Source organism: Hydrogenophaga sp. YM1, assembly GCF_016903055.1.
Classification (GTDB): Bacteria; Pseudomonadota; Gammaproteobacteria; order Burkholderiales; family Burkholderiaceae_C; genus Hydrogenophaga; species Hydrogenophaga borbori.
In genome coordinates, this window is the sequence record NZ_CP070223.1 from 56389 (window position 1) to 82080 (window position 25692).

At 70.8% G+C, this 25692-nt stretch carries 26 protein-coding genes; 5 read left to right on the forward strand and 21 right to left on the reverse strand.

Going from position 1 to position 25692, the window contains the following annotated elements; all coding sequences use genetic code 11:
* Positions 1-11: 11 nt before the first annotated feature.
* The 6 genes from JNX00_RS00265 to JNX00_RS00290 form a co-directional block, all read right to left on the reverse strand.
* Positions 12-1046 (reverse strand): C45 family peptidase, encoded by a 1035-nt coding sequence (locus JNX00_RS00265; RefSeq protein ID WP_204743759.1) that lies wholly within the window; start codon positions 1044-1046, stop codon positions 12-14.
* An 8-nt stretch (positions 1047-1054) separates the two neighbouring features.
* Positions 1055-1783, reverse strand: coding sequence for a glutamine ABC transporter ATP-binding protein GlnQ (gene glnQ, locus JNX00_RS00270; protein WP_204743760.1), 729 nt, complete (start codon positions 1781-1783; stop codon positions 1055-1057).
* Entirely contained in the window at positions 1780-2436 is a 657-nt protein-coding gene (gene glnP / locus JNX00_RS00275; protein WP_070399661.1) for a glutamine ABC transporter permease GlnP, read from the reverse strand. Before glnP ends, glnQ begins: the two co-directional genes overlap by 4 nt.
* A 37-nt stretch (positions 2437-2473) precedes the next feature.
* Positions 2474-3226, reverse strand: coding sequence for a glutamine ABC transporter substrate-binding protein GlnH (glnH, locus tag JNX00_RS00280; protein WP_070399660.1), 753 nt, complete (start codon positions 3224-3226; stop codon positions 2474-2476).
* Between the two features lie 183 nt (positions 3227-3409).
* On the reverse strand, positions 3410-3991 hold the full coding sequence (locus JNX00_RS00285) for a flavin reductase family protein (RefSeq protein ID WP_204743761.1): 582 nt from the start codon (positions 3989-3991) through the stop codon (positions 3410-3412).
* A complete protein-coding gene (locus JNX00_RS00290) occupies positions 3988-4431 on the reverse strand; it encodes a VOC family protein (protein ID WP_070399851.1) in 444 nt (147 codons plus the stop codon). Before JNX00_RS00290 ends, JNX00_RS00285 begins: the two co-directional genes overlap by 4 nt.
* A gap of 133 nt (positions 4432-4564) precedes the next feature.
* Between JNX00_RS00290 and JNX00_RS00295 the strand changes: the two genes are divergently transcribed.
* The gene (locus tag JNX00_RS00295; protein WP_070399658.1) at positions 4565-5446 is read left to right on the forward strand and encodes a LysR family transcriptional regulator; all 882 of its coding nucleotides are present in this window, start codon (positions 4565-4567) and stop codon (positions 5444-5446) included.
* Positions 5447-5491: 45 nt separating this feature from the next.
* Here the strand turns inward: JNX00_RS00295 and JNX00_RS00300 are convergent, their stop codons facing one another.
* The 6 genes from JNX00_RS00300 to JNX00_RS00325 form a co-directional block, all read right to left on the reverse strand.
* Positions 5492-7186: an AMP-binding protein gene (locus JNX00_RS00300; protein WP_204743762.1), complete on the reverse strand. Its 1695-nt coding sequence runs from the start codon at positions 7184-7186 to the stop codon at positions 5492-5494.
* A gap of 189 nt (positions 7187-7375) precedes the next feature.
* Positions 7376-7987, reverse strand: coding sequence for a DNA-3-methyladenine glycosylase I (locus JNX00_RS00305; RefSeq protein ID WP_204743763.1), 612 nt, complete (start codon positions 7985-7987; stop codon positions 7376-7378).
* Positions 7988-7996: 9 nt separating this feature from the next.
* Complete coding sequence (locus JNX00_RS00310; protein ID WP_204743764.1) at positions 7997-8284, reverse strand: hypothetical protein; 288 nt, start codon at positions 8282-8284, stop codon at positions 7997-7999.
* A 19-nt stretch (positions 8285-8303) separates the two neighbouring features.
* Positions 8304-8897 carry a TetR/AcrR family transcriptional regulator gene (locus JNX00_RS00315; RefSeq protein WP_204743765.1) on the reverse strand — a complete coding sequence of 198 codons (594 nt, stop codon included), beginning with the start codon at positions 8895-8897 and terminating at the stop codon, positions 8304-8306.
* 96 nt (positions 8898-8993) lie between these two features.
* Positions 8994-10295, reverse strand: coding sequence for a TRAP transporter large permease (locus JNX00_RS00320; protein ID WP_204743766.1), 1302 nt, complete (start codon positions 10293-10295; stop codon positions 8994-8996).
* A gap of 16 nt (positions 10296-10311) precedes the next feature.
* Positions 10312-10848 (reverse strand): TRAP transporter small permease subunit, encoded by a 537-nt coding sequence (locus JNX00_RS00325; protein WP_204743767.1) that lies wholly within the window; start codon positions 10846-10848, stop codon positions 10312-10314.
* A 115-nt stretch (positions 10849-10963) separates the two neighbouring features.
* On the opposite strand from JNX00_RS00325, the gene JNX00_RS00330 reads away from it, so the two are divergent.
* The gene (locus tag JNX00_RS00330; protein WP_070399653.1) at positions 10964-11917 is read left to right on the forward strand and encodes a LysR family transcriptional regulator; all 954 of its coding nucleotides are present in this window, start codon (positions 10964-10966) and stop codon (positions 11915-11917) included.
* A gap of 29 nt (positions 11918-11946) precedes the next feature.
* Here the strand turns inward: JNX00_RS00330 and JNX00_RS00335 are convergent, their stop codons facing one another.
* Together JNX00_RS00335 and JNX00_RS00340 are read right to left on the reverse strand one after the other, a co-directional pair.
* Positions 11947-13005, reverse strand: a complete 1059-nt coding sequence (locus JNX00_RS00335) for a TRAP transporter substrate-binding protein (protein WP_204743768.1) — start codon at positions 13003-13005, stop codon at positions 11947-11949.
* A gap of 50 nt (positions 13006-13055) precedes the next feature.
* Positions 13056-14279 (reverse strand): aromatic ring-hydroxylating dioxygenase subunit alpha, encoded by a 1224-nt coding sequence (locus tag JNX00_RS00340; RefSeq protein ID WP_070399651.1) that lies wholly within the window; start codon positions 14277-14279, stop codon positions 13056-13058.
* A 203-nt stretch (positions 14280-14482) separates the two neighbouring features.
* On the opposite strand from JNX00_RS00340, the gene JNX00_RS00345 reads away from it, so the two are divergent.
* Entirely contained in the window at positions 14483-17218 is a 2736-nt protein-coding gene (locus JNX00_RS00345; protein WP_275564518.1) for a cation-transporting P-type ATPase, read from the forward strand.
* Here the strand turns inward: JNX00_RS00345 and pncB are convergent.
* The 5 genes from pncB to JNX00_RS00370 form a co-directional block, all read right to left on the reverse strand.
* Positions 17193-18416: a nicotinate phosphoribosyltransferase gene (pncB, locus tag JNX00_RS00350; RefSeq protein ID WP_070399649.1), complete on the reverse strand. Its 1224-nt coding sequence runs from the start codon at positions 18414-18416 to the stop codon at positions 17193-17195. The genes JNX00_RS00345 and pncB overlap by 26 nt on opposite strands.
* A gap of 54 nt (positions 18417-18470) precedes the next feature.
* Entirely contained in the window at positions 18471-18893 is a 423-nt protein-coding gene (locus tag JNX00_RS00355) for a VOC family protein (RefSeq protein ID WP_204743770.1), read from the reverse strand.
* Between the two features lie 61 nt (positions 18894-18954).
* On the reverse strand, positions 18955-19932 hold the full coding sequence (locus JNX00_RS00360; protein WP_204743771.1) for a tripartite tricarboxylate transporter substrate binding protein: 978 nt from the start codon (positions 19930-19932) through the stop codon (positions 18955-18957).
* Positions 19929-20849 (reverse strand): alpha/beta fold hydrolase, encoded by a 921-nt coding sequence (locus JNX00_RS00365; protein ID WP_204743772.1) that lies wholly within the window; start codon positions 20847-20849, stop codon positions 19929-19931. Before JNX00_RS00365 ends, JNX00_RS00360 begins: the two co-directional genes overlap by 4 nt.
* Positions 20849-21691: a TauD/TfdA family dioxygenase gene (locus JNX00_RS00370; protein ID WP_070399645.1), complete on the reverse strand. Its 843-nt coding sequence runs from the start codon at positions 21689-21691 to the stop codon at positions 20849-20851. The genes JNX00_RS00365 and JNX00_RS00370 overlap by 1 nt, the downstream gene beginning before the upstream one ends.
* A gap of 112 nt (positions 21692-21803) precedes the next feature.
* Here JNX00_RS00370 and JNX00_RS00375 point away from each other — a divergent pair, with 112 nt between their 5' ends.
* Both JNX00_RS00375 and JNX00_RS00380 read left to right on the forward strand, forming a co-directional pair.
* Entirely contained in the window at positions 21804-22601 is a 798-nt protein-coding gene (locus JNX00_RS00375; RefSeq protein WP_116959102.1) for an IclR family transcriptional regulator C-terminal domain-containing protein, read from the forward strand.
* 53 nt (positions 22602-22654) lie between these two features.
* On the forward strand, positions 22655-23767 hold the full coding sequence (locus tag JNX00_RS00380; protein ID WP_175442859.1) for an HPP family protein: 1113 nt from the start codon (positions 22655-22657) through the stop codon (positions 23765-23767).
* On the opposite strand, the gene JNX00_RS00385 is transcribed toward JNX00_RS00380, so the two are convergent.
* Together JNX00_RS00385 and JNX00_RS00390 are read right to left on the reverse strand one after the other, a co-directional pair.
* Positions 23764-24513 carry a transporter substrate-binding domain-containing protein gene (locus JNX00_RS00385; protein WP_070399850.1) on the reverse strand — a complete coding sequence of 250 codons (750 nt, stop codon included), beginning with the start codon at positions 24511-24513 and terminating at the stop codon, positions 23764-23766. The genes JNX00_RS00380 and JNX00_RS00385 overlap by 4 nt on opposite strands.
* Before the next feature lie 5 nt (positions 24514-24518).
* Positions 24519-25514, reverse strand: coding sequence for a tripartite tricarboxylate transporter substrate binding protein (locus tag JNX00_RS00390; protein ID WP_204743773.1), 996 nt, complete (start codon positions 25512-25514; stop codon positions 24519-24521).
* Positions 25515-25692 lie beyond the last annotated feature (178 nt).

A 25692-nucleotide genomic window follows, 5' to 3' on the forward strand; every position in this document is an offset into this window, starting at 1 on the left:
CGCGGTGAGGGCTACAAGCGAAGGGCGTCGCGCATCCTAAACGAGGTTTCGCGGCGGCCGCCCGTGCGCACCACCCAGTCCACCTGCGTGGGCCCGAGCGTGAAGCTCGCGGTGGCCAGGGTGTTCTCGTGGTCGCTGTCGTCGGCCCGGTCGCGGTAGATCGGGTAGCGCGGGTCCTCGGCGTCGAACAGGATGTCGAGCGGGTCGACGGGCCCGGCCCCGCGCTGGCGCAGCAGCTCGTCGCCGCGCAACTGGCGGTGGCCGGACGAGCCGGTGACGATCTGCGGGCGGTGCGCCATGGCCGCATGCACCATGTGGTTGGCGTGCACCGCCGGCCGCTCCACGGCCTGCACCGAGACCAGGGCGTCGTTGAATTCCACGCTGACGATGCCGGGCCGCCCGGCCTGCGCCAGCGTGAGGTGGAAGCCGCCCGCGCGCGGCGCGGCGCGCAGGCCCTCCAGCGCCGCGTCCACGCCGGGCGCGTCCAGCAGCGCGCGGGTCAGCACCATGCGCGGCAGGCCCGTGCCCGCTTCCAGCGCGCGCAGGTTGTTCACCGTCACCACCAGGCCGCCGGCCGTGGCCGCGAAGGTGTGGCCCGGCAGCGAGCCGGGGTAGACGAACGAGGCGAAGCGCGCGCCACCGCGGACCACGACCTGCGCGATGGCGCAGTGGCCCTGGAAGGCCGGGTCGCCGTCTTCGTTGTGGGCCACCACGGGCGCGGCGCCGGGCGCGGCGGGGGGCAGCTGCACCGTGGTGCAGCCGTCGGGCGCCATGGCCCAGAGGTCGCCGCGGCAGTTCCACAGGAACACCTCGTCGGCGGGCAGGCCCAGGCCATCGGCCAGGCCCTGCAGCTCCTGCCAGATGGCGGGGTGGTGGGCGCGCACCAGCGCGGCCATGGCGGCCACGCGCGGGTGGCCGCGCCAGCGCATGACCGTGGCCCAGGCGGGCGAGGCCTGCGCGTAGCGTTGCAGGGCGGCCGCGCCGAAGCGGCCCAGGGCCTGGCCCACCTCGAACGGGGAGCCTTCGAGTTGCAGATGAGCGAGCATGCGGTCCGCTATTCGACGTGCTGCAGGAATTCGCGCAGCCGGGGGTTGCTGGGTTGGTCGAGCAGTTCGGCCGGCGGGCCGTCGACGGCGATGTGGCCGTGCTCCATGAAGATGAGGCGCGTGCCGACCTTGCGCGCGAAGGCGATCTCGTGCGTGACCACGATCATGGTCATGCCCTCTTCGGCCAGGGACTGCATCACGCGCAGCACCTCCTGGCGCAGCTCGGGGTCGAGCGCGGAGGTGGGTTCGTCGAACAGCATGAGCTTGGGCTTGACCGCGAGCGCGCGCGCGATGGCCACGCGCTGCTGCTGGCCGCCCGAGAGTTCGCTCGGGTAGTGGTGCTGGCGCTCGGCCAGGCCCACCTTCTTCAGCAGGGCCTGGGCCTCCTGCTCGGCCTGCGCGCGCGGCGTGCCGCGCACCTGGCGCGGGCCGAAGGCCACGTTCTGCAGCGCGGTCATCTGCGGGAACAGGTTGAACTGCTGGAACACCATGCCGGCTTCCTGGCGGATCTCGCGCACCGTGGACGGGCCGCCGCGCACGCTGCGGCCGTCGACGATCAGGTCGCCGCCGTCGATGGTCTCCAGCGCGTTGATGCAGCGCAGCAGCGTGGACTTGCCCGAACCCGAGGGGCCGATGAGCACCACCACCTCGCCCTGGCCGATGCTGAGGTCGACGCCGTCGAGCACCACGGTGGCGCCGAAGCGCTTGCTGACCTTCTGGAACTCGACCATCTTCATAGGATGCGCATCCGTTTCTCGACCGTGCGCAGCGCGAAGGTGAGCGCGCCGATCAGGCACAGGTAGATGAGGGCCACGGCGCTCCAGATCTCCACCGCGCGGAAGTTGGCGGCCATGATCTCCTGGCCCTGGCGCGTGAGCTCGCCCACGCCGATGACGATGAACAGCGAGGTGTCCTTCAGGCTGACGATGAACTGGTTGCCCAGCGGCGGCGTCATGCGGCGAAAGGCCACCGGGCCGATGACGAAGGCCAGCACGCGCCACGAGGGCAGGCCCAGCGCCAGCCCGGCCTCGCGCAGGCCCTTGGGCACCGACAGGAAGGCGCCGCGCACGATCTCGGCGATGTACGCGCCCGAGTTGACGACGATGGAGGTGACCGCCGCCGTCATCGGGTCGACGCGGATGTCGGCCAACACCGGCAGCGCGAAGTAGATGAACATGACCTGCACCACGATGGGCGTGCCGCGGACCAGTTCGATGTAGAGGAAGCCCAGGGTGTTGAGCAGGCGGTTGCCGTAGGCCCGCATGAGGCCGAAGACCAGCCCCACCACCGTGCCGCCCAGCAGGCCCGCCACGGTGATGAGCACCGTGAGCTTGGCGCCCTGCAGCAGCGCCGGCAGGGCGTTGACGATCACCGAGACGTCGAAATCCATGGTGAAGCTCTGGCGTGAGGTGCGCGCGCTCAGGCGGTCAGGGCTTGGGCGGCTCGGTGCCGAACCACTTCTTGTAGATGGCGGTGTAGCGGCCATCGGCCTTGATCTTGGCCAGCGCGCCGTTCACCTTGGGCACCAGCGGGCTGCCCTTGGGGAAGCCGATGCCGTACTGGTGGGCCATCATCTGCGTGCCCACCACCTTGACCTTGCCCTTGCCCGCCGTGTTGGCGAAGTACAGGACGTTGGGCGTGTCGTGCATGGCGGCGTCCACGCGGCCGGTCATGAGCTCGAGGTAGGCGTTGTCGATGTTGGGAAACTGGCGCAGCTCGGTGCCCTGGAAGTTGGCCTTGGCGTAGTCGGCGGCCGAGGTGCCGGTCTTGATGGCCAGGCTCTTGCCCTTGAGGTCCTGCGCGCCGTTCACCTGGCTGTTGGCCGGCACCAGGATCATGAAGCCGCTGTCGTAGTAGCCGTCGGAGAAGTCGATGACCTTCTTGCGCTCGTCCTTGATGGTGATGCCGGCGAGCGCCACGTCCACGTTCTTGGTCTGCAGCGCGGGCAGGATGCCGTTGAAGTCCATGGGCTGCAGGCGGTAGCTCAGGCCCAGCTCTTTGGCCACGGCGTCCCACAGGTCGATGTCGAAGCCCACGTACTTGTCGCCCTGCTTGAACTCGAAGGGCACGAAGGCGGTGTCGGTGGCGACCACGAGGGTCTGGGCCTGGGCGAGGGCGGTGGTGCCGCCCAGGGCGGCACACAGGGCGGCCGCGAGCAGAACTCGGCGATGGGTCTTCATGCGGGAATCCTCGGGAAGGGTGGAACGCGCATCAAAACGGGGAGTTCTTGATGCACCAAGACGATGCACTTGAAATTTGCAAGCACATCGACTGCGCAAATTTACTTGCATTGCCAGCCGAATGCAAGCGCCGCGTGCAGGACACGCGGCGCCCGAGGCGAGCAGGGGGTTTCGGCGCGGGGCTTACAGCGCCCGGGCTTGCACCGTGCCCCCCGAGCGCGCGAACAGGCCCGCGCCCAGGTGGTGGATGGTCTGCAGTTCGGCGTTGCGCTCGTCGAACCGCCAGCGCCCCTCGGCGAAGATGCGCGGGTCGGCCGCGGCGGCCACCACCTCGGCGAAGCAGGTGTCGTAGGCGTCCTCGGTGTGCCGCTCGGGGATCAGGCGGCATTCGAGCCAGGCCGCGCAGCCCTGCTCGATGAGGGGCAGGCCGAGCACCGGGCCGGTGACGGTGCCGATGCCGTAGCGCGCGAACTTGTCGCCTTCGCGCCCGCTGTGCTGGCCGACGCTGTAGGTGAGGTCCGCGAGCGCGAGGCCCGGCAGGCACAGGCCGAAGCCGCCGCTGGCCTGCGCGAGTTCGCGCGTGAAGGTGCTTTTGTCGATCACCACCGCGATGCGCGGCGGTGTGAATTCCACGGGCATCGACCAGGCCGCCGCCATCACATTGCGCCGCCCGCCGTGCGCGCTGGTCACCAGTACGGTGGGACCGTGGTTGATGAGGCGGCTGGCGTGCTCGGGCCGCACAGGCTCGAAGCGGCTGGCGTTCACTTGGCGAACAGCTTGTTGATGTCGCCGAAGGCCTTCACCTCGATGGCGTTGCCCGAGGGGTCGAGGAAGAACATGGTGGCCTGCTCACCGGGCTGGCCCTTGAAGCGGATGTAGGGCTCGATCACGAAGGTCGTGCCCAGGCTCTTGAGGCGCTCGGCCATGGCCTCCCAGTCGGCCAGGGGCAGCACGATACCGAAGTGGCGCACCGGCACGCCGTGGCCGTCGACCGCGTTCACCGCCGCGCCGCCGCAGGCCTCGGGTGCGAGGTGGGCCACGATCTGGTGGCCGTAGAAGTTGAAGTCGATCCACTCGGGCGAGCTGCGGCCCTCGGGGCAGCCCAGCATGTCGCCGTAGAAGCGGCGCGCGGCGGCCAGGTCGTGCACCGGGAAGGCGAGGTGGAAGGGCGACATCGGCGCGGGGTTGGTGCTGGGCGCGCGCATGGTGGGGGCGGGGGCGGCGGTGGCGGTGTTCATCGGCGGTCTCGTGGGTGGGATGGAAAGCCGCGATGCTAGGCCCTGCCGAGCCAAAAGAAAATCAATCGTTTTTTGAACCGAGCACAAGTATTCTTTGTGCATGATCCGCGAACTCAAGACCTTCGTTGCCGTGGCCCGCGAGGGCACCTTCGCCGCCGCTGGCCAGCAGATCGGCCTGACGCAGGCGGCCGTGAGCGCGCAGATGAAGCGACTGGAAGACGAACTGGGCTTCACCCTGTTCGACCGCACCGGCCGCGCGGCGCGGCTGAACCGGCGCGGGCGGCAGACGCTGGCGCAGGCGCAGGCCCTGATCCAGCTCTACGGCCAGCTCGGCTCGCGCCAGCGCACCCAGGCGCCGGCGGTGTTCGTGGCGCTGGGCGCCATCGCCTCGGTGCAGCAGGCCGTGCTGCCGCAGGCCCTGGTGAAGTTCCACCGCCAGCTGCCGGGCAGCCGCACGCGCGTGGTGCCCGGCGTGTCGACCACGCTGCTCAACGCGGTGGACGCCGGCGATCTCGACGCGGCGCTCATCATCCGCCCGCCCTTCGCGCTGCACAGCGACCTGCGCTGGACGCCGCTGGCGCGCGAGCCCTTTCGCCTGCTGGTGCCACGCGCCGCGCCGCCGGGCGACTGGCGCGCGCTGATCGCGGGCCTGCCCTTCATCCGCTACGACCGCAGCTCCTTCGGCGGCCGGCAGGTGGACCGTTTCCTGCGCGCCCAGGGCCTGGCGGTGCGGGAGGTGTGCGAACTCGACGAACAGGAGGCCATCGTGCGGCTGGTGGCGGCGGGCCTGGGCGCGACCCTGGTGCCGCAGACCACCGACCGGCGCCGCTGGCCCGCCGGCGTGCGCGCGCTGGACCTGGGCGCGCACACCTTCCACCGCGACATCGGCATCGTGCACCGCGCGGACCTGCCCGAGGCCACGCGCCTGCTGGCGGACCTGATCGCCGAGGCCTACCGGGAGCCGCCGGGCCGCGCGGGCTGAGACCACGCCACCGGGCCACGCCGCGGCGCCGCGTGTGGGGTTCGCTCAGGCCGTGGCCGCCGCCGTCAACCCCAGCTTCTTGGCCATCTGCTCGCGCAGCACGAACTTCTGGATCTTGCCGGTGATGGTCATGGGCAGGGCGTCGACGAACTCGACGTACGCCGGCACCTTGTAGTGCGCGATCTGCCCCTGCGCGAACGCGCGCAGCTCGTCGGCGCTGGCCTGCTGGCCGGGCTTGAGCACGATGCAGGCGCACAGCACCTCGCCGTACCTGGGGTCGGGCACGCCGACCACCTGCACGTCCTGCACCTTGGGGTGGCGGTAGTAGAACTCTTCCACCTCGCGCGGGTACACGTTCTCGCCGCCACGGATCACCATGTCCTTGAGGCGACCCACGATGTTGACGAAGCCCGCCTCGTCCATGGTGGCCAGGTCGCCGGTGTGCATCCAGCCCTCGCTGTCGATGGCCTCGGCGGTCTTCTCCGCGTCGCCCCAGTAGCCCTGCATCACCGAGTAGCCGCGCGTACAGAACTCGCCCACGGCCCCGCGCGGCACGGTGCGGCCCTCGGTGTCGACGATCTTGATCTCCAGGTGCGGCTGCACGCGGCCCACGGTGGACACGCGCCGCTCCAGCGGGTCGTCCACCGCGCTTTGCGTGGACACCGGCGAGGTCTCGGTCATGCCGTAGGCGATGGTCACCTCGCCCATGTGCATCTGGCTCTGCACGCGCTTCATCACCTCGATGGGGCAGGGCGAGCCGGCCATGATGCCGGTGCGCAGCGTGCCCAGGCCGGTGCCGGCGAAGTCCGGGTGCTCGAGCACGGCGATGAACATGGTGGGCACGCCATAGAGCACGGTGCAGCGCTCGGCCTGCACGGTGCGCAGCACGGCCTGCGGGTCGAAGGACTCGCTCGGGTAGACCATGGTGCTGCCGTGTGTGACACAAGCCAGGTTGCCCATGACCATGCCGAAGCAGTGGTACAGCGGCACGGGAATGCACAGCCGGTCGGCCGCCTGCAGGCGGATGGCCTCGCCCACGAAGTAGCCGTTGTTGAGGATGTTGCGGTGCGTGAGCGTGGCGCCCTTGGGGTGGCCCGTGGTGCCGGAGGTGAACTGGATGTTGATCGGGTCGCGCGCCTTCAGGCGCGGGCCGATGGCGGCCAGGCGCTCGCGCAGCGCGGGCGTGGCGCGCGCGCCCACGTCGGCGAAGTTGAGCATGCCGGGCGTGCGCTCCTCGCCCAGGCGGATCACCCAGCGCAGCTCGGGCAGCGCGGCGGCCTGCAGCTGCCCGGGCGCGCAGCGGTCGAGTTCGGGCGCGACGCCGCGCAGGATGGCCAGGCAGTCGCTGCTCTTGATCGCGGGCGCCAGCACCAGGGCGCGGCAGCCCACCTTGTGCAGCGCGTAGGCGAGTTCGCTGGCGCGGTAGGCGGGGTTGATGTTGACCAGGATGAGCCCGGCGCGCGCGGTGGCGAACTGCGTGAGCGCCCAGGCGCTGCAGTTGGGCGCCCAGATGCCCACGCGGTCGCCCGGCTGCAGGCCCAGGGACAGCAGGCCGGCGGCCCATTCGTCGGCGCGCTCGCGCAGTTCGGCCCAGGTCCAGCGCACGTCTTCCTGGGGAATCACCAGCGCCTCGCGGTTCGCGTGCTCGCGCGCGGTGGCGTCCAGCGCGGCGCCAATGGTGTCTTCGCGCAGCGGCGGCTGGCTGGCGCCGCGGGCAAGGGATTCGGTCTCGGTGCTCATGGTATTCACCTCCGTTCGGTGCAGGGCGGGGCTGGCCGCCTGGAGAGCAGTCTGGCGGCGCCCATGGGCTTCTCTGGGGCGAATGGGCATGTTCGCGCCGGCGCCGCGCGGGCGCACCCTCGGGCAATCCCCAGGCCTGGGTGTTCCGTGCTGGAACACCCCGTGGCGTCCCGTGTCGCGAGGTGGAACTCAGCGGCCGGGGCGACGGAAGGCGCGGCGCGCCCGGTCCACCGGGGCCCGCACCACGCAGCCTTCGGCGTGGTCGTTGATCAGGCCCATGGCCTGCAGGAAGGCGTAGACGGTGGTCGGGCCGACGAACTTCCATCCGCGCTTCTTCAGGTCCTTGGACAGCGCGATGGACGTGGCCGAGGTGGAGGCCGTCTGAGGCAGCGCCAGTTCGCCGGGCCCGGGTTCGTGGCGCCAGAAATAGGCGGCGAGCGAGCCCTCGGCCTTCACCATCTCCTGCGCGCAGCGCGCGTTGTGGATCACGGCCTCGATCTTGCCCCGGTGCCGCACGATGCCCTGGTCGGCCAGCAGGCGTTCGACGTCGCGCTCGCCGAAGCGCGCCACGCGGTGGAAGTCGAAGCCCTCGAAAGCGGCGCGGAAGTTCTCGCGCTTGGCGAGGATGGTTCGCCAGCTCAGGCCCGACTGGAACGCCTCCAGGCTGAGCTTCTCGAACAGGCGCTGGTCGTCGCCGACCGGAAAGCCCCATTCGGTGTCGTGGTAGGGCAGGAACTCGGGCGTGGTGGCGCACCAGCGGCAGCGGGGTTGCCCGTCGGGGCCGTCGAGGGTCTGGCTCATGTTCGGGAATCAGTGCTGGAGAAAGGACAGGCGTTCGTCGACACGCGATGGCTCGATCACGAGGATCTCGGCCTGCACCACAGCCTCCGCCACGAAGGGGTCCAGGGCAATCCTCTCGCGCAGTGCGTCAATCGGCTCGCGGTGCGCCAGAACCGCCCCTCCTTGCGCGCCGCCCAGACTGCCCGCGAAGACAAACACGCCATCGTCGAAGCCGCGTTGCAGCCAGGCCTTGTGACCGGCCATGTGCTGGGGCGCGCGATCGCGATGGGTGCCGAAGCGCAAAAGGACGAGATGCATGTGGGGCCTCCAAAAGGATTCAGGCGTTCGCGCGGCGTCGTGCGCGGCTGGGAAAGGTGGGCGCGCACGAGCGCACCCACTCGCTCATGAGCTCGACCTCCTGTCGGACGTAGGCCGGGTCGCCAAAGGCGTTGGCCAAGGCAGCCACCCCTTGGGTGCGGCCCAGCAGGTGCAAGGCGAAACGGGCCGAGTGATCGCCACAGCCCAGGCGCTCGAACTGCTCGCGCAGCCATTCGGCGAACAGCGCCATGACGCCGCCGGCGCGGCCCTGGGCCGCGTGGTCCAGCTTGGAGAGTTCCTGGCAGAGGCTGCCGACCGGGCAGCCATGGCGCATGATCTTGTCCTGGTTGCGCAGCAGGATCTCGACAAACAGCCGGATGCGCTCGGCCGGGTCGTCGACCTGGGCGCCCCAGTCGTCCAGCATCTGCCGCGTGCGAACCAGGCGCAGGTCGATCACCGCGTCAAGAATCTCATCCTTGGTCTTGAAGTGGTAGTAGAAGTTGCCGCGGGAGATGCCCACGGCATCCGCGATGTGACTGAAGGACGTGGGCGCGTAACCGTGCTCGTAGAACAGCCGGTCGGCGGTGTCGATGATCTGGTCGCGGATGGTCACTGACGCCTTGCATGGTTCCTAGGACATTTGTCCCAGACAATGCCACGCAGCATAGGACGCTTGTCCTACTGCGTCAAGCCATCGCTTTCATGGCAATCAACGCAGGGCCGTGGGCAGCCAGGTCGCGATCAACGGGAAGGCCACCAGCAGGCCCAGGCGCAGGAAGTCGGCCAGCAGGAATGGCAGCACGCCCACGTACATGCGGCGCAGGGGCACGTTGCGCACCAGGCCGTGCATCACCATCACGTTCAGGCCAATGGGTGGGCAGAACAGGCCGATCATGATGACGGTGACGTTGACGATGCCCCACCACAGCGGGTCGTAGCCCCAGGACACAATCAGCGGCAGCACGAAGGGCAGCGTGATCAGCATGGTGGCCACCTCGTCGAAGAAGGCGCCGAGAACGATGTAGACCACGAGGATCATGGCGATCACGCCCCAGGGTGGCAGGCTGGTGGCATTGACCGCCGCCATGAACAGATCGGCCACGCCGCTGACGGTGACGAAGTAGTTGAACGCCGAGGCGCCGATCACCATCACGTAGATCATGCCGGTGACGCTGGCCGTCTCGCCGATGAGCTTGAACACCTCGGCGCGCTGCCAGCCGCGACGCAACAGGTAGGCGGAGAAAGACAGCACCGCGCCCACCGAGGCCGCCTCCAGCGCGGTGAAGACGCCGGCATAGATGCCGCCGATGACCAGGCCGGCGAGCGCGATGACAAAGAGCGACTGGCGCACGGCGACCAGGCGCTCGGCCCAGCTCAGGCGCGGGCCGGCGGGCATGGCGTCGCGGCGGAGCAGGCCGTAGAGGATCACCGCCACACCGTAGAACACCACGGCCATGAGCGCGGGCAACAGGGCGGCGATGTAGAGGTCGATGACGAAGGTCTCGGCCAGCACCGAGTACACCACCAGGATGATGGAGGGCGGCACCAGGATGCCCAGCGTGCCGCCCACCGCGATGGTGCCGGCCGCGAAGTGCGGCGGGTAGCCGCGCGCCAGCATTTCGGGATAGGCCACGCGGTGCATGGTGCCGACGGTGGCCAGCGACGAGCCGCACAGCGCGCCGAAGCCCGCGCAGCCACCCAGGGTGGCCAGGGCCAGGCCGCCGCGCCGGTGGCCCACGAAGGCGTCGGCCAGGCGGTAGAGGTCGGTGGACAGGCCGGCCGCGCTGGCGAAGTTGCCCATCAGCAGGAAGATGGGGATCAGCGCGAGATCGGCGCTGGCAAAGGACGACGCGACTTCGCCGCCGAACATCGAGAGCGCGGGCTGCACGCCCACGATCGCGGCGAAGCCCGCGGCGCCCGAGACCATCATGGCCACGCCGATGGGCACCTGCAGGAGGATGAGCGCGAACAGGCCGACAAAGCCGAACAGGATGATGGTGGTGGAGGACATGGTGTGCGGCCTGGGCTCAGAGCATGTTGGCGGATTCGGCGGGCGCGGCGGTCTCGGGTGGCACCGCACCGAGCGCGACCCTGGCGAAGCGCAGCAGGTTGAGCGCTTCGAGCAGGGCGTTGAAGCTCATGGCCAGCGCCACGAAGGTCCAGAACGGCGCGACCCGCACGCCGCGCAGTTGCGACAGGGTCTGGTGCGTGGCGTCCATCTCGGCCGCGTGGGCCCAGAGCTGCCAGGCCAGCACGCACCACACCGCCAGCTTGAGCAGTGCGGCCAGGCCCTCCAGCGCGGCGTAGGGGCGGGGCGCGAGCCGCTCCTCGAACGGTTTGATCGTGATGTGCCGCATCTGCGCGGTGGCCGCGGGCACGCAGCAGGCGGCGGCCAGGATGTAGATCAGGCCGGAGACGTCGCTGAGCCGGTCGATTGGCGTGGCGAACAGGGTGCGGCCCAGCACGTCGAGCACGGTGGCGATGGCGTTGAGGAAGAGCAGGCACAGGCCGGCGGCCGCCAGCCAGTAGGCGAAGCGGCGCAGCGCGGCGTCGATGGCGTTCATGGGGTGTCTCCTGTTCTGTGGTTGGGCGATGGCAGGGTCATGCCCTATGCCCTTCGATGGGGGTCCCGGTCCAGAATCGCCGCTCCCTCACGACGGTCCACACGACAGCGCCCGCATGAGCAAGCCCCCCCGCATCGACCTGCGCGCCCTCGACATCGGCATGCTGCGCACCTTCGACGCGCTGATGCGCGAGCGCAGCGTGTCGCGCGCGGCGGCGCGCCTGTTCCTGAGCCAGCCGGCGGTGAGCGGCTCGCTGGCCAAGCTGCGCCGCACCTTTGGCGACCCGCTGTTCAAGCGCACGCCCCACGGCGTGTCGCCCACGCCGCTGGCGCTGTCCATGGCCGACGCGGTGGCCGACCTGCTGCTGCGCATGGGCCGCCTGCTGGAGAACGGCCACAGTTTCGACCCGACGGGTTCCGACCGCATCTTCCGCATCGCCGGCAGCGACTACAGCAGCCGCCTGATCCTGGCGCCGCTGATGGCGCGGCTGCACGCCACGAACGCGAGCGTGCGCATCGCCTGGGAGCCGCCGCAGTTCCACACGCTGTTCGAGCGCATCCGCCGCGGCGACGTGGACCTGGGTTGCGCGCCCGAGCCGAGCATGCGCTCGGGCCTGAACTCGGCCGTGCTGTTCGAGGAGCATTTCGTGCTCGTCACGCGCAAGGGGCACCCCGGGTTCACGGGCAGCGAAGACCCGCTGGAAGCGTTCTGCCAATGGCCACATGTGTTCTTCGGCTTCCGTTACCCCAACATCGAGAGCGTGCTCGAGGACAGCGTGGCGCGGCATGGGCGCCACTGCCTGGTGCGCCTGTCCATGCCCAGCTTCGATCAGGCGGCGGACGTGATCTCGCGCAGCGACATGATTTCGGTGTTCCCCGCGCGGCTGGCCCGCCTGTTCGGCGATCGGCTGCAGACCCTGCCGCTGCCGGTGCACCTGGAGGGTTACCGCTCCTGCCTGTACTGGGACCGGGGCACCGAGGAGGACCCGGGCCTGCGCTGGCTGCGCGAGGAGATCCGGCAGGTGGCGCACGCCGCCGCCGCCGAAGCCGCCGCCCCCATGGCGGCCTGAGCCGGCGCCGGGCGCGCGCCCGGCGGCCATCACTTCATGCCCAGTTCGCCGCGCACCTGCGCGCGGGTCTTGGTGAAGGCCTGCCAGAGGCGCTCGTTGGTGGCGTCGCGCTGGCGCCAGTCCTGCACCACGGTGCCCATGGCCTGGTCCCAGCGCGCGCGCTCCTCGGGCGGCAGGGTGATCACCTGGCGCTTCTTGTCGTCCACCGTCTCCTTGTGCTTGGCGTCGGTGTACTCGTCGAACAGCTTGCCGGCCATGCGCACGAAGGGCTCGCCGCTGAAGCGGTCGATGGCGGCGCGGGCCTTGGGCGAGAGGCTGTCGTACTTGGCGCGGTTGAGCGCGAACATGATGGTGGACGCGCCCATGGGGATGTTCACGTGGTGCGCGGTGGCGTCGGCGATGCGGAAGGAGTGCAGGGCCAGCCAGTCCTTGGGCGTGCCGTCGACCACGCCGCGGCTGATGGCCTCGGCCGCCTCGCGCACGGACACCGTGCCCACCGGCGTCGCACCCAGGGCGCGGATCAGCTCCTGCTGCTCGGCGCCACTGGCCTGCAGGCGCAGGCCGCGCAGGTCCTCCACCTTCTTCACCGGGCCTTTGGTGTGCAGCACGTTGGGCGGGTTCACCAGCAGGCCGATGATGTAGAAGGACTTGTCGTCGTAGCCGCGCATCAGGCCCTGCTCGTGCAGTTTCCAGAAGGTGAGCGAGCCCTCGGCCGCGCTCTCGCTCACGGGCAGGCCAAAGAGGTTGTCGTCGGGAAAACGCCCCGGCGTGGTGGACGGAATGACGAAGGCGATGTCGGCGATGCCGTCGGTGACGAGCTTGAGCTGCGCGCCGGGGTTGCGGCCCGCCGCACCCAGGGTGCCGCCCGGCAGGATCTGGATCTTCACCTCGCCGCCCGAGGCCTCCTCGACCGACTTGGCCCAGCGGCCCATGACGCCATCGTCCTTGGTGAACAGGCCGCCTGGGGGCAGGAAGGTGGCGTAGCGCAAGGTGACCGCCCCCTGCGCGTGGGCGGCGCTCGCGCCGATGAGGCCGGCGCAGGCGGTGGCCGCCGCGAGCACGGCCCCCATGAGTTGGCGTCGTTGCATGGCTTGTCTCCTGTCGTGTCGTGTCTTGTGGTGGGGCGGGAACGCGGGGATCACCTGGCCGGCTCGGTCGGTTCGGCGGGTTCGACATACTGGCCCGCTTCGAGCCGGACGTAGGCCGAGGCCTCGTCGAAGTGCACGCCGACGGGGTCGTCGCCGCGCTCGACCGCTTCGACCTGGCGCGCGAGCAACCGGCGCAGCATGACGATGCCGCGGTCGGTGGTGGCCAGGTGCTCCTCGCCGTGCAGCGTGATGGGGCCCTGGCCGACCTGGGCCTCCCAGTCGTTGGGAAAGTCGCGGCGCTGCTCGGGCGTCATCTGGTCCCAGCGCGGGCGGGTCGCGGCGTCGGGCGCGCGCGGCAGGATCTCGCCCTTCTTCGTCACGCGCGCGGCGGTGTAGATGCGGTAGTGCGTGTCGTCGATGGGCACGGTCCAGCCGATGGACTCGACCTTGCCGTATTTGCCCACGTAAGGGTTGGGCACCACGCGCAGCGTGGGCAGCACCACCTCGGTGGTGCGCTTCATCACCTGGCCGCCGTCGAGCTGGCGCGTGCTGAACACCTTGACGCCGCGCTCGGTGAGGTCGAACTTCACCTGCGGCATGAGGTTCATGGTGGGCGTGAACTGCGTGCCGCTGAAGTTGCCGTGCAGGATGGGCACATGGAACGGATCGATCACGTTCTCGTAGTGCTGCAACCAGTTGCAGGGCGCGATCGCGCCACCGCCGCTACCGATGCTGGTGTCGTCCACGTCGATGAACTCTCCGGGGTCGAGCTCCTCCAGCGCGTCGTAGCGCGGCAGCACGGGCTTGCGCTCGGGCGGCCCCATGTAGGCAAAGATGAGGCCGTAGCGCTCCTGCACGGGGTACCAGGGCTGGCGCACCTTGCCGCGGTGTGCGGCGCCGCCCTCGGGTTCGCAGGGCTGCTCCAGGCAGCGGCCCTCGGCGTCGAACAGCCAGCCGTGGTAGCAGCAGCGGATGCCTTCTTCCTCCACGCGGCCGTAGTAGAGCGTGGTGCCCCGGTGGCAGCAGCGGTTGTGCAGCAGGCCGGGGCGGCCTTTCTTGTCGCGGTAGAGCACCAGGTCCTCGCCGAGGATGCGCACCTCGCGCGGCGTGTCGGTGGCGTGCGAGGACAGCCCCACGGGGTGCCAGTAGCGGCGCAGCAGCTCGCCCATCGGCGTGCCGCGGCCCACCTCGGTGAGCCGGCCATCGTGCGACACGCGCTTGCGCTGGTAGCCGGTGCCCTCGTCCAGCGGCACGGCCCGGATGGGGATGCTCATGTCTTGTCTCCGCCTTGTGTATCGGTTGGCGACGGAGACTAGAAGCCCCCCCGGCCGGGGACAAGTCGGAAATTCGGATACGTGATATGGCCGCGACCAATAACGCAATGGCGGCGCGGCGGCGCAAAGACTGTGCGCGGCGCTCGCCTTTGGGGATGCGGCGGCGCGCTCGCCGCGCGAACATGCCGGCAGGAGGACCTGCGGTGGCAAAGAAGGATTGGCGAGATGGAACGGCCCCGGCGGACGCGGCGCCCGCCTGGCACGCCAGCACGCCCGAGGCGGCGCTGGCGCGGCTGTCGGCCCGGCGCGAGGGCCTGTCCGCGCGCGAGGCGGCCGAACGCCTGGCGCGCCACGGCTCCAACCGGCTGGAGGGCGCGCGCCGGCGCGGCCCCTGGGCACGCCTGCTGGCGCAGTTCCACAACGTGCTGCTGTACGTCATGCTGGGCGCGGCCGCGATCACCGCCTTCCTGGGCCATTGGGTGGACACGGGCGTGCTGCTGGCCGCCGTGCTGATCAACGCCTTCATCGGCTTTGTCCAGGAAGGCAAGGCCGAGACTGCCCTGGAGGCGATACGCGCCATGCTCTCGCCGCGGGCGGTGGTGCTGCGCGACGGCCTGCGGCAAGAGATCGACGCGGCCGAGCTGGTGCCCGGCGACGTGGTGCTCCTGGCCTCGGGCGACCGCGTGCCGGCCGACCTGCGCTTGATCCAGGTCAAGGGACTGCGTTGCGACGAATCCACGCTCACGGGCGAATCGCTGCCGGCGGCGAAGGACACCGGCGCCGTGGCGGCCGACGCGGCGCTGGGCGACCGCCGGGGCATGGCCTATGCCGGCACCCTGGTGGGCTACGGCCAGGCCAGCGGCCTGGTGGTGGCCACCGGCCGCGACACCGAGATCGGCCGCATCGACCAGCTGCTCGCCGGCGTGGCCACGGGCGCCACGCCGCTGCTGCGCCAGATCGACCGCTTCGGGCGCGCGCTCGCCCTGGCCATCCTGGCGCTGGCGCTGCTCACCTTCGCCGTCGGCGTGTGGCTGCGCGGCCACCCGGCGGCCGACATGTTCATGATGATCGTGGCCCTGGTGGCCTCGGCGATCCCGGAAGGCCTGCCCGCCATCATGACCATCACGCTCGCGCTCGGCGTGCAGCGCATGGCGCGGCGCCAGGCCATCGTGCGCCACCTGCCGGCGGTGGAGGCGCTGGGCTCGGTCACCGTCATCTGCTCGGACAAGACCGGCACCCTCACGCGCAACGAAATGACGGTGCAGCGCATGGTGTGCGCGGGACTGGACGTGCGCGTGAGCGGCGCCGGCTACGCGCCCGAGGGCGAGTTCCGCGTGGGCGAACGCACGATCGACGCCGATCACCACCCCGCGCTGGCGCTGGCGCTGCGCGCGGGCGTGCTGTGCAACGACGCGCGCATGGCCGGCGAGGCCGGGCACTGGACGGTGGTGGGCGATCCCACCGAAGGCGCCCTGCTGGTGCTGGGCCACAAGGCGGGCCTGCTGCACGGGCACACCCAGGCCGCCTGGCCGCGCGCCGACGCCATTCCCTTCGAGTCGCAGCACCGCTTCATGGCCACCGCACACCACGACGACGAAGGCCAGCCGTGGATCTTCGTGAAGGGCGCGCCCGAGAAGATGCTCGAGATCAGCGCGCGCGAGTGGGGCCCCGAGGGCGAACGGGCGATCGACGTCGACACCTGGCGGCGCATGGCCACCGACATGGCCGCGCGCGGCCTGCGCCTGCTCGGGCTGGCCTGCAAGCGCGCGGCCCCGGCGGGCGCGGGCCTGGCCTTCGAGGACGTGGCCGCGGGCTACACCCTGCTCGCGCTGGTGGGCATCGCCGACCCGCCGCGCGAGGAGGCGGTGCGCGCCGTGGCCGACTGCCACGCGGCGGGCATCCGCGTGAAGATGATCACCGGCGACCACGGCGAGACCGCGCGCGCGATCGGCGCACAGCTCGCCATCGGCACGGGCAAGCCGGCCATCACGGGCGCGGAGATCGAGCTGATGGACGACGAGGCCCTGCAGCGCGTGGCGCTGGACGTGGACGTGTTCGCGCGCGCCAGCCCCGAGCACAAGCTGCGGCTGGTGAACGCCTTGCAGCGCCACGGCCAGGTGGTGGCCATGACCGGCGACGGCGTGAACGACGCGCCCGCGCTCAAGCGCGCCGACGTCGGCGTGGCCATGGGCCGCAAGGGAACGGAAGCCGCCAAGGAAGCCGCCGACGTGGTGCTGGCCGACGACAACTTCGCCACCATCGCCGCCGCGGTGCGCGAGGGCCGCGCGGTGTACGACAACATCCGCAAGTTCATCCTGTTCATGCTGCCCACCAACGGCGGCGAGGCGCTGGTGGTGATCGCCGCCATCCTGTTCGGCCTCACGCTGCCCATGACGCCCGCGCAGGTGCTGTGGATCAACATGGTCACGTCCAGCACGCTCGGTCTGGCCCTGGCCTTCGAGCCGGGCGAGGGCGACCTCATGCGCCGCCCGCCGCGCGCGCCGGGCGAGCCGCTGCTCTCGCGCTTCTTCGCCTGGCGCGTGCTCATGGTGTCCGTGCTCATGATGGCGGCGGCGCTCGGCCTGTTCCTGTGGGAGCTGGAGCGCGGCACGGCGCTGGAGACCGCGCGCACGATGGCGGTCAGCACCATCGTGGTGGCCGAGATGTTCTACCTGCTCAACAGCCGCTTCGTGCTGGCGCCCGCGCTGGGCCGCGCCGGCCTGGGGGGCAACCCCGCGGTGGCCTGGGCGCTGGGCGCCTGCCTGCTGCTGCAGCTGGCCTTCGTCTACCTGCCGCCGCTGCAGGCGGTGTTCGGCACCACGGCCCTGGGCGCGCGCGAGTGGGTCGCGGTGGGCTCGGCCGGGCTGGGGGTGTTCGTCGTCGCCGAACTGGAGAAGGCGGCGGCGCGCGCCCTTATTCGCCAGGGTGCGCCGGGCTGAGGGCCGGCGCACCGGCCGGCACCTGGAACACCTGGCGCAGGTAGGCCAGAAAGGTGGCGTCGTCGCACAGGGCCTTGCCCGGCGTGTCCGAGATCTTGGCCACCGGCTGGCCATTGGCCGAGCGCAGCTTCATCACGATGCTCAGCGGCTCCAGGCCCATGTCGTTGGTGAGGTGGGTGCCGATGCCGAAGCCCATCTGCGTGCGGTCGGCGAAGTGGCGGTAGATGGCCAGCGCGCGCCGCAGGTCCAGGCCGTCGGAGAACACCAGGCGCTTGGTGGCCGGGTCGACGCGCAGGCGCGCGTAGTGCGCCAGGGCCTTCTCGCCCCATTCGATGGGGTCGCCCGAGTCGTGGCGCAGGCCGTCGAAGAGCTTGGCGAAGTAGAGGTCGAAGTCGGCCAGAAAGGCGTCCATGGTGATGACGTCGGTGAGCGCGATGCCGAGGTCGCCGCGGAACTCCTGCACCCAGTCCTCCAGCGCGGCCTTCTGGAAGTCGCGCAGGCGCACGCCCAGGGTCTGGTAGGTCTGCAGGTACTCGTGCGCCATGGTGCCGATGGGCGCCAGGCCCAGCTCCTTGGCGAGCAGCACGTTGGAGGTGCCCTTGAAGAAGCGCGGCGCCCCGTCGCGCAGCGTGCTCACCACCTCGCGCTGCCAGGCGCCGCTGTAGCGGCGGCGCACGCCGAAGTCGGAGAGCTCGAAGGGGTGGCGGCGCTCGGGCTCGCGCCCGAAATCGCGCAACAGATCGAGCTTGCCGGCCAGGCGGCGGCGCCCTTCGGCCAGCGCGGCCGTGGCGTCGAAGCGGCGGAAGTACAGCTCGTTGACGATGGCCAGCACGAAGATCTCGAAGGCCATGACGTGCACCTGCGGGCCACGGGCCACGATGTCCAGCGAATCGCCCTGGGCGCGCACCTCGATGAACTCGCGCTGGAAACGGAAGATGCGCAGGAAGTCGACGAAGTCGGAGGTGAGGTAGCGCAGGCCCTTGAGGTAGGCGAGCTCGTCGGGCCGAAAGCTCAGCGAGCACAGGTGGTCCAGCTCGCGGTTCACCTCGGGCACCAGTTCGGCGAGCGGGTAGGCGCTGGTGTTGCGGCAGACGAAGCTGTAGCGGGCCTGGGTGGTGGGGTGGCGGTGCAGCAGGGCCTGCCACATCGAGAACTTGTAGAGGTCGGTGTCGAGCAGGCTGTGGATGATGGGGGTCATGGAGGGGTGCCCTCGGGCGGGGGAAACCCCGCGATCATGGACCAGCGGCGCCGCTCACGTCGGCAAGGGCCAGGCCGGGTTCCAGGCCACTTCCCACAGGTGGCCATCCGGGTCCATGAAGTAGCCCGCGTGGCCGCCCCAGACGGTGTCCTGGGCGGGCTTGACGATGCGCGCGCCGGCGGCCTCGGCCTCGCGCATCACGGCGCCCACCGCCTCGCGCGAGCCCACGTTGTGGGCCAGGCTCAGGCTCGAGGGGCTGGGCGGCCCGGGCGGGAGGCCGGCGTCGTGGCACAGGCTCTCGCGTGGGAACAGCGCAAGCTTGAGGCCGGGCTGCAGGTCGAAGAACGCGACGGCGCCGTGCGCGATGTCCTGGCCGACGATGCCCTCGGTGGGCAGGCCCAGGCCGTCGCGGTAGAAGCGCAGCGCACGCTCGAGGTCGGCGACGGCCAGGGTGATGAGGGAGAGGTAGGGTTTCATGGCGGGCTCCTGCGGGGGCGATGATCGGCCATCACCCCCGAGCCGCCAAGGCCCCGAAGGCTCACTCGATGCGGATGCCGCGCTTCTTGATGAGCGCGCCCCAGCGCTCGGTCTCGCGGGCCAGGTAGCGTCGGAACTCCTCGGGCGTGCCGCCGCCCGCGCTGGCGCCGATGGCTTCCAGCTTGGGCGTCACGTCGGGCGAACGCACGGCCCAGGTCACGTCGCTCGCGATCTGCTGAACCACGGCGCCGGGCGTGCCGCCGGTGGTGAAGATGCCGTACCAGGCCTCCGTCTCGTAGCCCGCCAGGCCTTGCTCGGCCACGGTCGGCACCTCGGGCAGCCAGGGCAGGCGCTTGGCCGAGGTGACGCCCAGGGGCACCACCTTGCCCGACTTGATGTGCTGCAGCACGCCGTTGTCGAACATGATGGGCACGCGCCCGCCCAGCAGGTCCTGGTGCGCGGGCGCGCTGCCTTTGTAGGGCACGTGGGTGATGGCCACGTCGGCCATGCTGGCGAAGAGCTCGCCCGAGAGGTGGGTGGAGGTGGCCGTGCCGGTGGAGGCGAAGCTGATCGAGCCCGGCGCCGACTTGGCCTTCTGGATCAGCTCCGGCACGTTCTTCACGCCCAGCGAGGGGTGCGCCACCAGCACGTTGGTGATGGTCGCCAGCACCGTGACGGGCGCGAGGTCCTTGGCCGAGTCGTAGGGCAGCTTGTCGAGCAGGAAGGGGTTGAGCGCGAAGGGCATCGCGGTCAGCAGCAGGGTGTGGCCGTCGGGCGTGGCCTTGGCGACAAGATCGGTGGCGATGACCGTGTTGCCACCGGGCCGGTTCTCGACGATGACGGGCTGGCCCCAGCGCTCCGAGAGCTTCTGGCCGACCAGGCGCGCCTGCGTGTCGGTGGCGCCGCCGGGCGGGTAGGCCACGATCAGGCGCACCGGTTTGTTGGGCCATTTCGCGGCCTGCGCGAACGCCGGGGCGGCCAGGTGGCTGGCCAGCAGCAGGCCGGCGGCCAGCGAGGCGAGGAAGGTCTTGCGTTTCATGGGGTGTCTCCTGTGTGTGTGGGATGAGAGAGGTCGCGGCCGTCGATCCAGGCGGCGATCGGCCCGACCCAGGGGCCGGGGTCGAGCAGCAGGGCCTGGTGGCCGTAGGGGGTGGACACGGTGCCCGCCTGCGCGGGGCGGTCGGCCGTCGGGGGAAACAGCGCGTCTGACGCGGCCCGCAGCAGCGCGGTGTCGCTGGGCCAGGCCGGCAGCGAGAACGTGGCGGCCGCGGCGCGCAGCCGCCAGAGCGCGGCGGGCGTGAATTCCTGCGCCCATTGCCGAACCCGGCCGAGTTCCCGCGCCAGCGCCTGCGGACCCTGGTCGTGCGCCCATGGCGTCAGGCCGTTTCGCATCAGCGTGTCGACGCGAAAGGCATAGCGCTTGTCCGGGTCGTCCAGGCGGCGCAAGGCGTCGAGCCCGTCCAGCGAGCCCCGGCCCTGGCGCGCGCTGCACAAGGCCAGCGCGCGCCGCACGCGCGAGGGCCGCGCGGCGCGCAGCTGCAGGGCGACGTAGCCGCCGAAGGAATAGCCGATCGCGCCGTCGAGGCGCGCGATGCCCAGCGCGTCGAGCAGGCCACAGGCCGCGTCGGCCATGGCCGCCACGCTGGCGTGGGCGCTGTCGGCGCCGTCCCAGCCGGAGCCATAGGCCGAGCCGGGCAGGTTCATGGTGAGCACCCGGTGGCGCCGCGTGTCCAGTGCCTTGCCGGGACCGGCCCAGGCCGCGGCCCAGCCAGCGTCGGCGGCAGGGCCGTTCGGATCGAGCGCGAAGTGGCTGCCGGTGTAGCCGTGCAGCAGCAGGTAGGCCGGCGCATCCTCTGGTCCCTGGCTCGTGTAGGCCAGGCGGGCACGCACCACGTGGCCGTCGGCGAGCCGCAGGTCGAGTTCGCGGGTACCAGCGTCGCTGGGCGCGTCCACCATCAGACCGGCCTTTCGCCCCGCACGGTGGTCCGGTACAGCGTGCGGTACTGGCCGGCGGGCAGGTCCCGCGTCGTGGCGCTGTGCATGGTGGAGCGGTTGTCCCACATGACCACGTCGCCGGGGCTCCAGCGGAAGTCGTAGCGGAACTGGGGCTGCACCGTGTGGGCGAACAGGAACTCCAGGATCTCGCGGCTTTCTTGCGGCGTCTTGCCGATCACCTCGGCCGTCATGCCCGGGTGGGCGAAGATGGCCTTGCGGCCCGAGTCGGGGTTGGTGCGGACCAGGGGATGGTCCACGTCGGGCGTCTGCTGCTTCTGCGCCTCGGTCATCTCGACCCGCGTCGATTGCGCCGCGTCCGCCTTGCGGCGGTAGCGGTGCACCGCGCGCAGGCCCTCCAGCCGCGCCTTCCATTCATCGGACAAGGCCTCATAGGCGGCCTCCATGTCGGCGAACAGGGTGTCGCCGCCCTCCGGCGGGATCTCCAGCGCGTTCAGGATGGTCGCCTTCGCGGGGCGCTCCTGGAAGGCGAGATCGGAATGCCAGTACGAGCCACCGTCGGCGATGCCCATGGGTTGGCCGTCCACCACCCGGTTGGACAGCCGGAAGATCTCCGGATGCTCGGGGTGGTTGTACTGGGACAGGACGTGCACTTCCAAGGGGCCGAAGCGCTGGCTGAACGCCAGCTGCGCCGCGGCGGACAGGTTCTGGTTCTTGAAGCAGAGCAGTTTGCTCTCCACGAACAGGCGGTGGATGGCGCCGAACGCCTCGTCGTCGAAATCGCGCGACAGGTCGAGATCGCGCACTTCGGCGCCGAAGCGCGCGGACAGCGGCTGGACTTGCATAGGACTGAACCCCTCAATTATCGAACAAATGTTCGCCATTTAATCTACCGGACCGGCCGCGGCCTGTCAACGCGCTACATTCGGCGCGCCGGATTCATTGCGTGGAGCGCAGATGCGAGACAAAGAGGTGCAGGACGACAACAGCGAGGGCAAGCGGGAGTTTCTCGATGCCCTGGCCAACGGGCTTCGCCTGTTGAACGCGTACGACGAGAACACGCGCGCCTTCAGCATCCAGTCGGCGGCGGAACTGCTGGGGGTGACGCGGGCCGCCTCGCGGCGCATCCTGCTGACGCTCAGCGAGCTGGGTTACCTGCGCCAGGACAAGCGCGACTTCGAGCTATCGCCCAAGGCCATCGAACTGGGCTACCGCTATTTCCGTTCGCTGGGCCTGTCGGCGGCGGTGCGGCCGCAGCTGCTGGAGCTGTCGCGCCAGTTGAACGTGGGGGCGGCGATCGGCGTGCTGGCGGGCACCGACGTGCTGTTCGTCGAGCGCGTGGAGGCCGACCGGCCGATCAAGCTCGACCTGCGGGCCGGCGACCGCCTGCCGGCCTACGCCCACTCGCTGGGCCGCGCGCTGCTGGCCCAACTGCCGCCCCAGCGGCTGGCCGAGCACCTGCCCGCGGGCACCATGGCCCGCCATTCCCAGCACACGGTCACCGAGCGCAAGGCGCTGAACGCCGAGCTCGCGCTGGCGCGCCAGCGGGGCTGGAGCTTCGCCAACAGCGAACTGGTGGCGGGCCTGTTCGGCGTCGCCATCGAGATCCCCTCGTGCACGGGCGAGGCCCGGTTCGGCCTGAACGTCAGCTCGATCGGGCAGCCCTGGAGCGTCTCGCACATCGAGCGCCACATCGTCCCGGCGCTGCGCGCCTGCGCCCAGCGCCTGCAGATGCTGACGGACACGCTGGGTTGAACGCGCTGGTGCGACAGGGCCGGCAGGCGCTGCAGCGCCTGCTGCCCGAACTCCTGCTCTCGCTGCGCGCGCTCTGGCCCGCCGCGCCTGGCATCGACGCGCGCGAGAAATGGCGCGCCTGCATCGGCGCCGCGCTGGGCATCCTCGTCGCCGGCCTGGGCGCCACCTGGCTGGCGCCCGGCAACGGCCACCCCGCGCTGGCCACCGCGCTGGTGGCGCCGCTGGGCGCCAGCGCGGTGCTGGTCTTCGTGGTGCCGTCGAGCCAGCTGGCCCAGCCCTGGTCGGTGATCGGGGGCAACACCTTGTCGGCCCTGGTGGGCGTGGCCTGCGCCCTCTGGGTGCCGCACCCGGCCGTGGGCGCGGCGCTGGCGGTGGGCCTGTCCATCGCGCTCATGCTGGCGCTGCGCTGCCTGCACCCGCCGGGCGGCGCCTCGGCCCTGCTGATGGTGCTGATGGGCAGCCACGACTTCGGCGTCGCGCTGCAGCCCGTGCTGTTGGACTCGGCGTTGATGGTGGCGGCCGGCCTGCTCTACAACAACCTCACGCGGCGGCGCTGGCCGCACGTGCACCACCCGGTGCCCACCGAGCCCGGCGGCGCGCGCCTGACCAGCCGCGACCTCGACGCCGCGCTGGCCCACTACAACCAAGTGCTCGACATCAGCCGCGAAGACCTGCAGGACCTGATGCAGTACGCCGAGGCCGCGGCCTATCAGCGCACCATGGGCGAGCTGCGCTGCACCGACGTGATGACGCCCGACCCCGTGACCGCGCGCCCCGAGATGCCGCTGCGCCAGGCCTGGGCGCTGATCCGCCAACACCGCGTGAAGGCGCTGCCCGTGGTGGACCGGCAGCACCACCTGGTGGGCATCGTCACGGTGTCCGATTTCATGCGCCAGGTGGACATGGACGTGCACGAGGGCGTGAACTTCCGCCTGCGCGCCCTGCTGCGCCAGATGCACCGGCCGGCGCCCCGGCACACGGTGGGCGAGATCATGACGCGCCAGGTGCGCGTGGCCAGCAGCGACCGACCGCTCACCGAGCTGGTGCCGGTGTTCTCCGACGGTGGGCACCGCCACCTGCCCATCATCGACGCCGAGCGCCGGCTGGTGGGCATCGTCACGCAGTCGGACCTGATCCGTGCGATGGACGCGGCGGTGCGGGGCTAGGAATTGAGTGGTGGCGCCACCCGGGCACCCGTGATGCCGTGGCGCTCCAACGCTTGCGCCACGAAGCCGCTGGCCTTCATGTCCTCGACAAAATCCCGCACCACCGCCAGCGCCCCATCGCTGCGGTCCACCGGCACCGCCATCGCCTGCTGGATCACCATGAAGTTGCCCGGCAACAGGCGCAGGCGCGCCGTCGACAGGCGCTGCTGGTCCGCCAGCAGCTGCTGGCGCACGCCCGCCGCCACCTCCGCGCCCTGGCGCAGGAATTCGTCCACCACCGTGGGCGACGTGGCGGCGCGCACGAGGCTGGCGTGTTGGAGCTCGCGCGTAAGGAAGAGATCGTAGGCGCTGCCCTGGCCCACCACCACGCGGATGCCTTCGCGGTCCACCTCATCCCGGTGGGTGAGGGGCGAATCCTCCAGCACCAGGTAGGCGCCTTCAATCAGCACATAAGGCGCGGCGAAGCGCAGTTGCGCGGCGCGCTGCGGGTCCAGCGCGAAGAAGCCAATGTCGGCCTGCGCGCGCGCGATGGCGGCCACGGACTCGCCCGCGCTCTCGAACAGCACGGTCTGCAGCGCCAGGCCCAGCCGCTGCGCGAGCGACTGCGCCAGATCCAGCGAGACGCCGCGCGCCTGGCCGCTGTCCGGGTCGCGCGACGCCAGCACGGGATTGCCGAAGTTGATGGCGGCGCGCAACGCGCCGGTGGGGGCGATCTGGCGGACGAGCGAGGCGTCGATGGTGGGCATGGGCGTCATTCCGGCCGGATGTTGGCCTTCTGCACGATGTCCTTGAAGCGCGTGGCGTCGCTGCGGATGCGCTGAGCGAAGTCGGCGGAGGACATGCCCCCCAGTTCGGCGCCCGCGTCGGCAAAGCGCTTCTTCACGTCGGGCTGCTCCAAGGTCTTCACCACCTCGGCGTGCAGACGGGCCACGGTGTCGGCCGGCACCCCTTTGGGTGCGAACAGGCCCACCCAGTTGGACGCATCCACGTTCTTCACGCCCGCCTCGTTGGCGGTGACCCAGTCCTTGTTGAAGCTGGAACGGCGCGCGGTCGTCAGGCCCAACACCTTCACGCGGCCCGACTGCATGTGCGGGATGACGGCCGGAATGGCCACCACGCCCAGCGCCACCTCGCCCGAGGCCACGGCCGCCGCGGCGGGCGCGCCGCCGCGGTAGGGCACATGCAGCAACCTGGCCCCCGCCTCCATGGCGAACCATTCGCCCGCCAGGTGGTTGATGCTGCCGTTGCCCGGCGACGAGAAGGTGATGCTGCCGGGCGCCTTCTTCGCGGCGGCCACCAACTCCTGCACGGTGTTGAAGGGCTGCTGCGCGTTGGCCACCAGCAGCATGGGGGTGTCGCTGATCATGGTGATGGGCGCGAAGTCGCGGTCAAGCTCGTAGGGAACCTGGGGGAACAGCGCGGGGTTCACCGCGAATTCGCCGGTGTGGGCCGCCAGCAGGGTGTACCCGTCGGCCGGGGCCTTGGCGGCGGCGGTGACGGCGATGAAGCCGTTGCCGCCCGGCTTGTTCTCCACCACGAAGTTCCAGCCCAGGCGCTCGCTCAGTTTCTGCGTGAGCAGGCGCGCAGTGGTGTCGACCACGCCGCCGGGAGCGAAGGGCACGATGACGCGGATGGGGCGGGTGGGGTAGTCCTGCGCGAACGCGGACGCGGGCAGCAGGGCGGGCGCGGCCATCAGCGCGGCACAAGCCAGCAGTGCTGAGCGGCGGCTCTGGGTCGAACGGGTCATGCGATGTCTCCTCTGTGGGTGTGTGGGTGAATCCGGGCCGCGATGCTTTTGGAGACGGCGCGAGCGCGCAAACGATTTCCATTGCTTGCCGCCATGAAGCGTTTTCATGGCGTGTGGCCAGCCCCGGCACCCACCAGGGCGCCGATGGTGAGGCATGAAAGACTTTCATTCGCTCCAC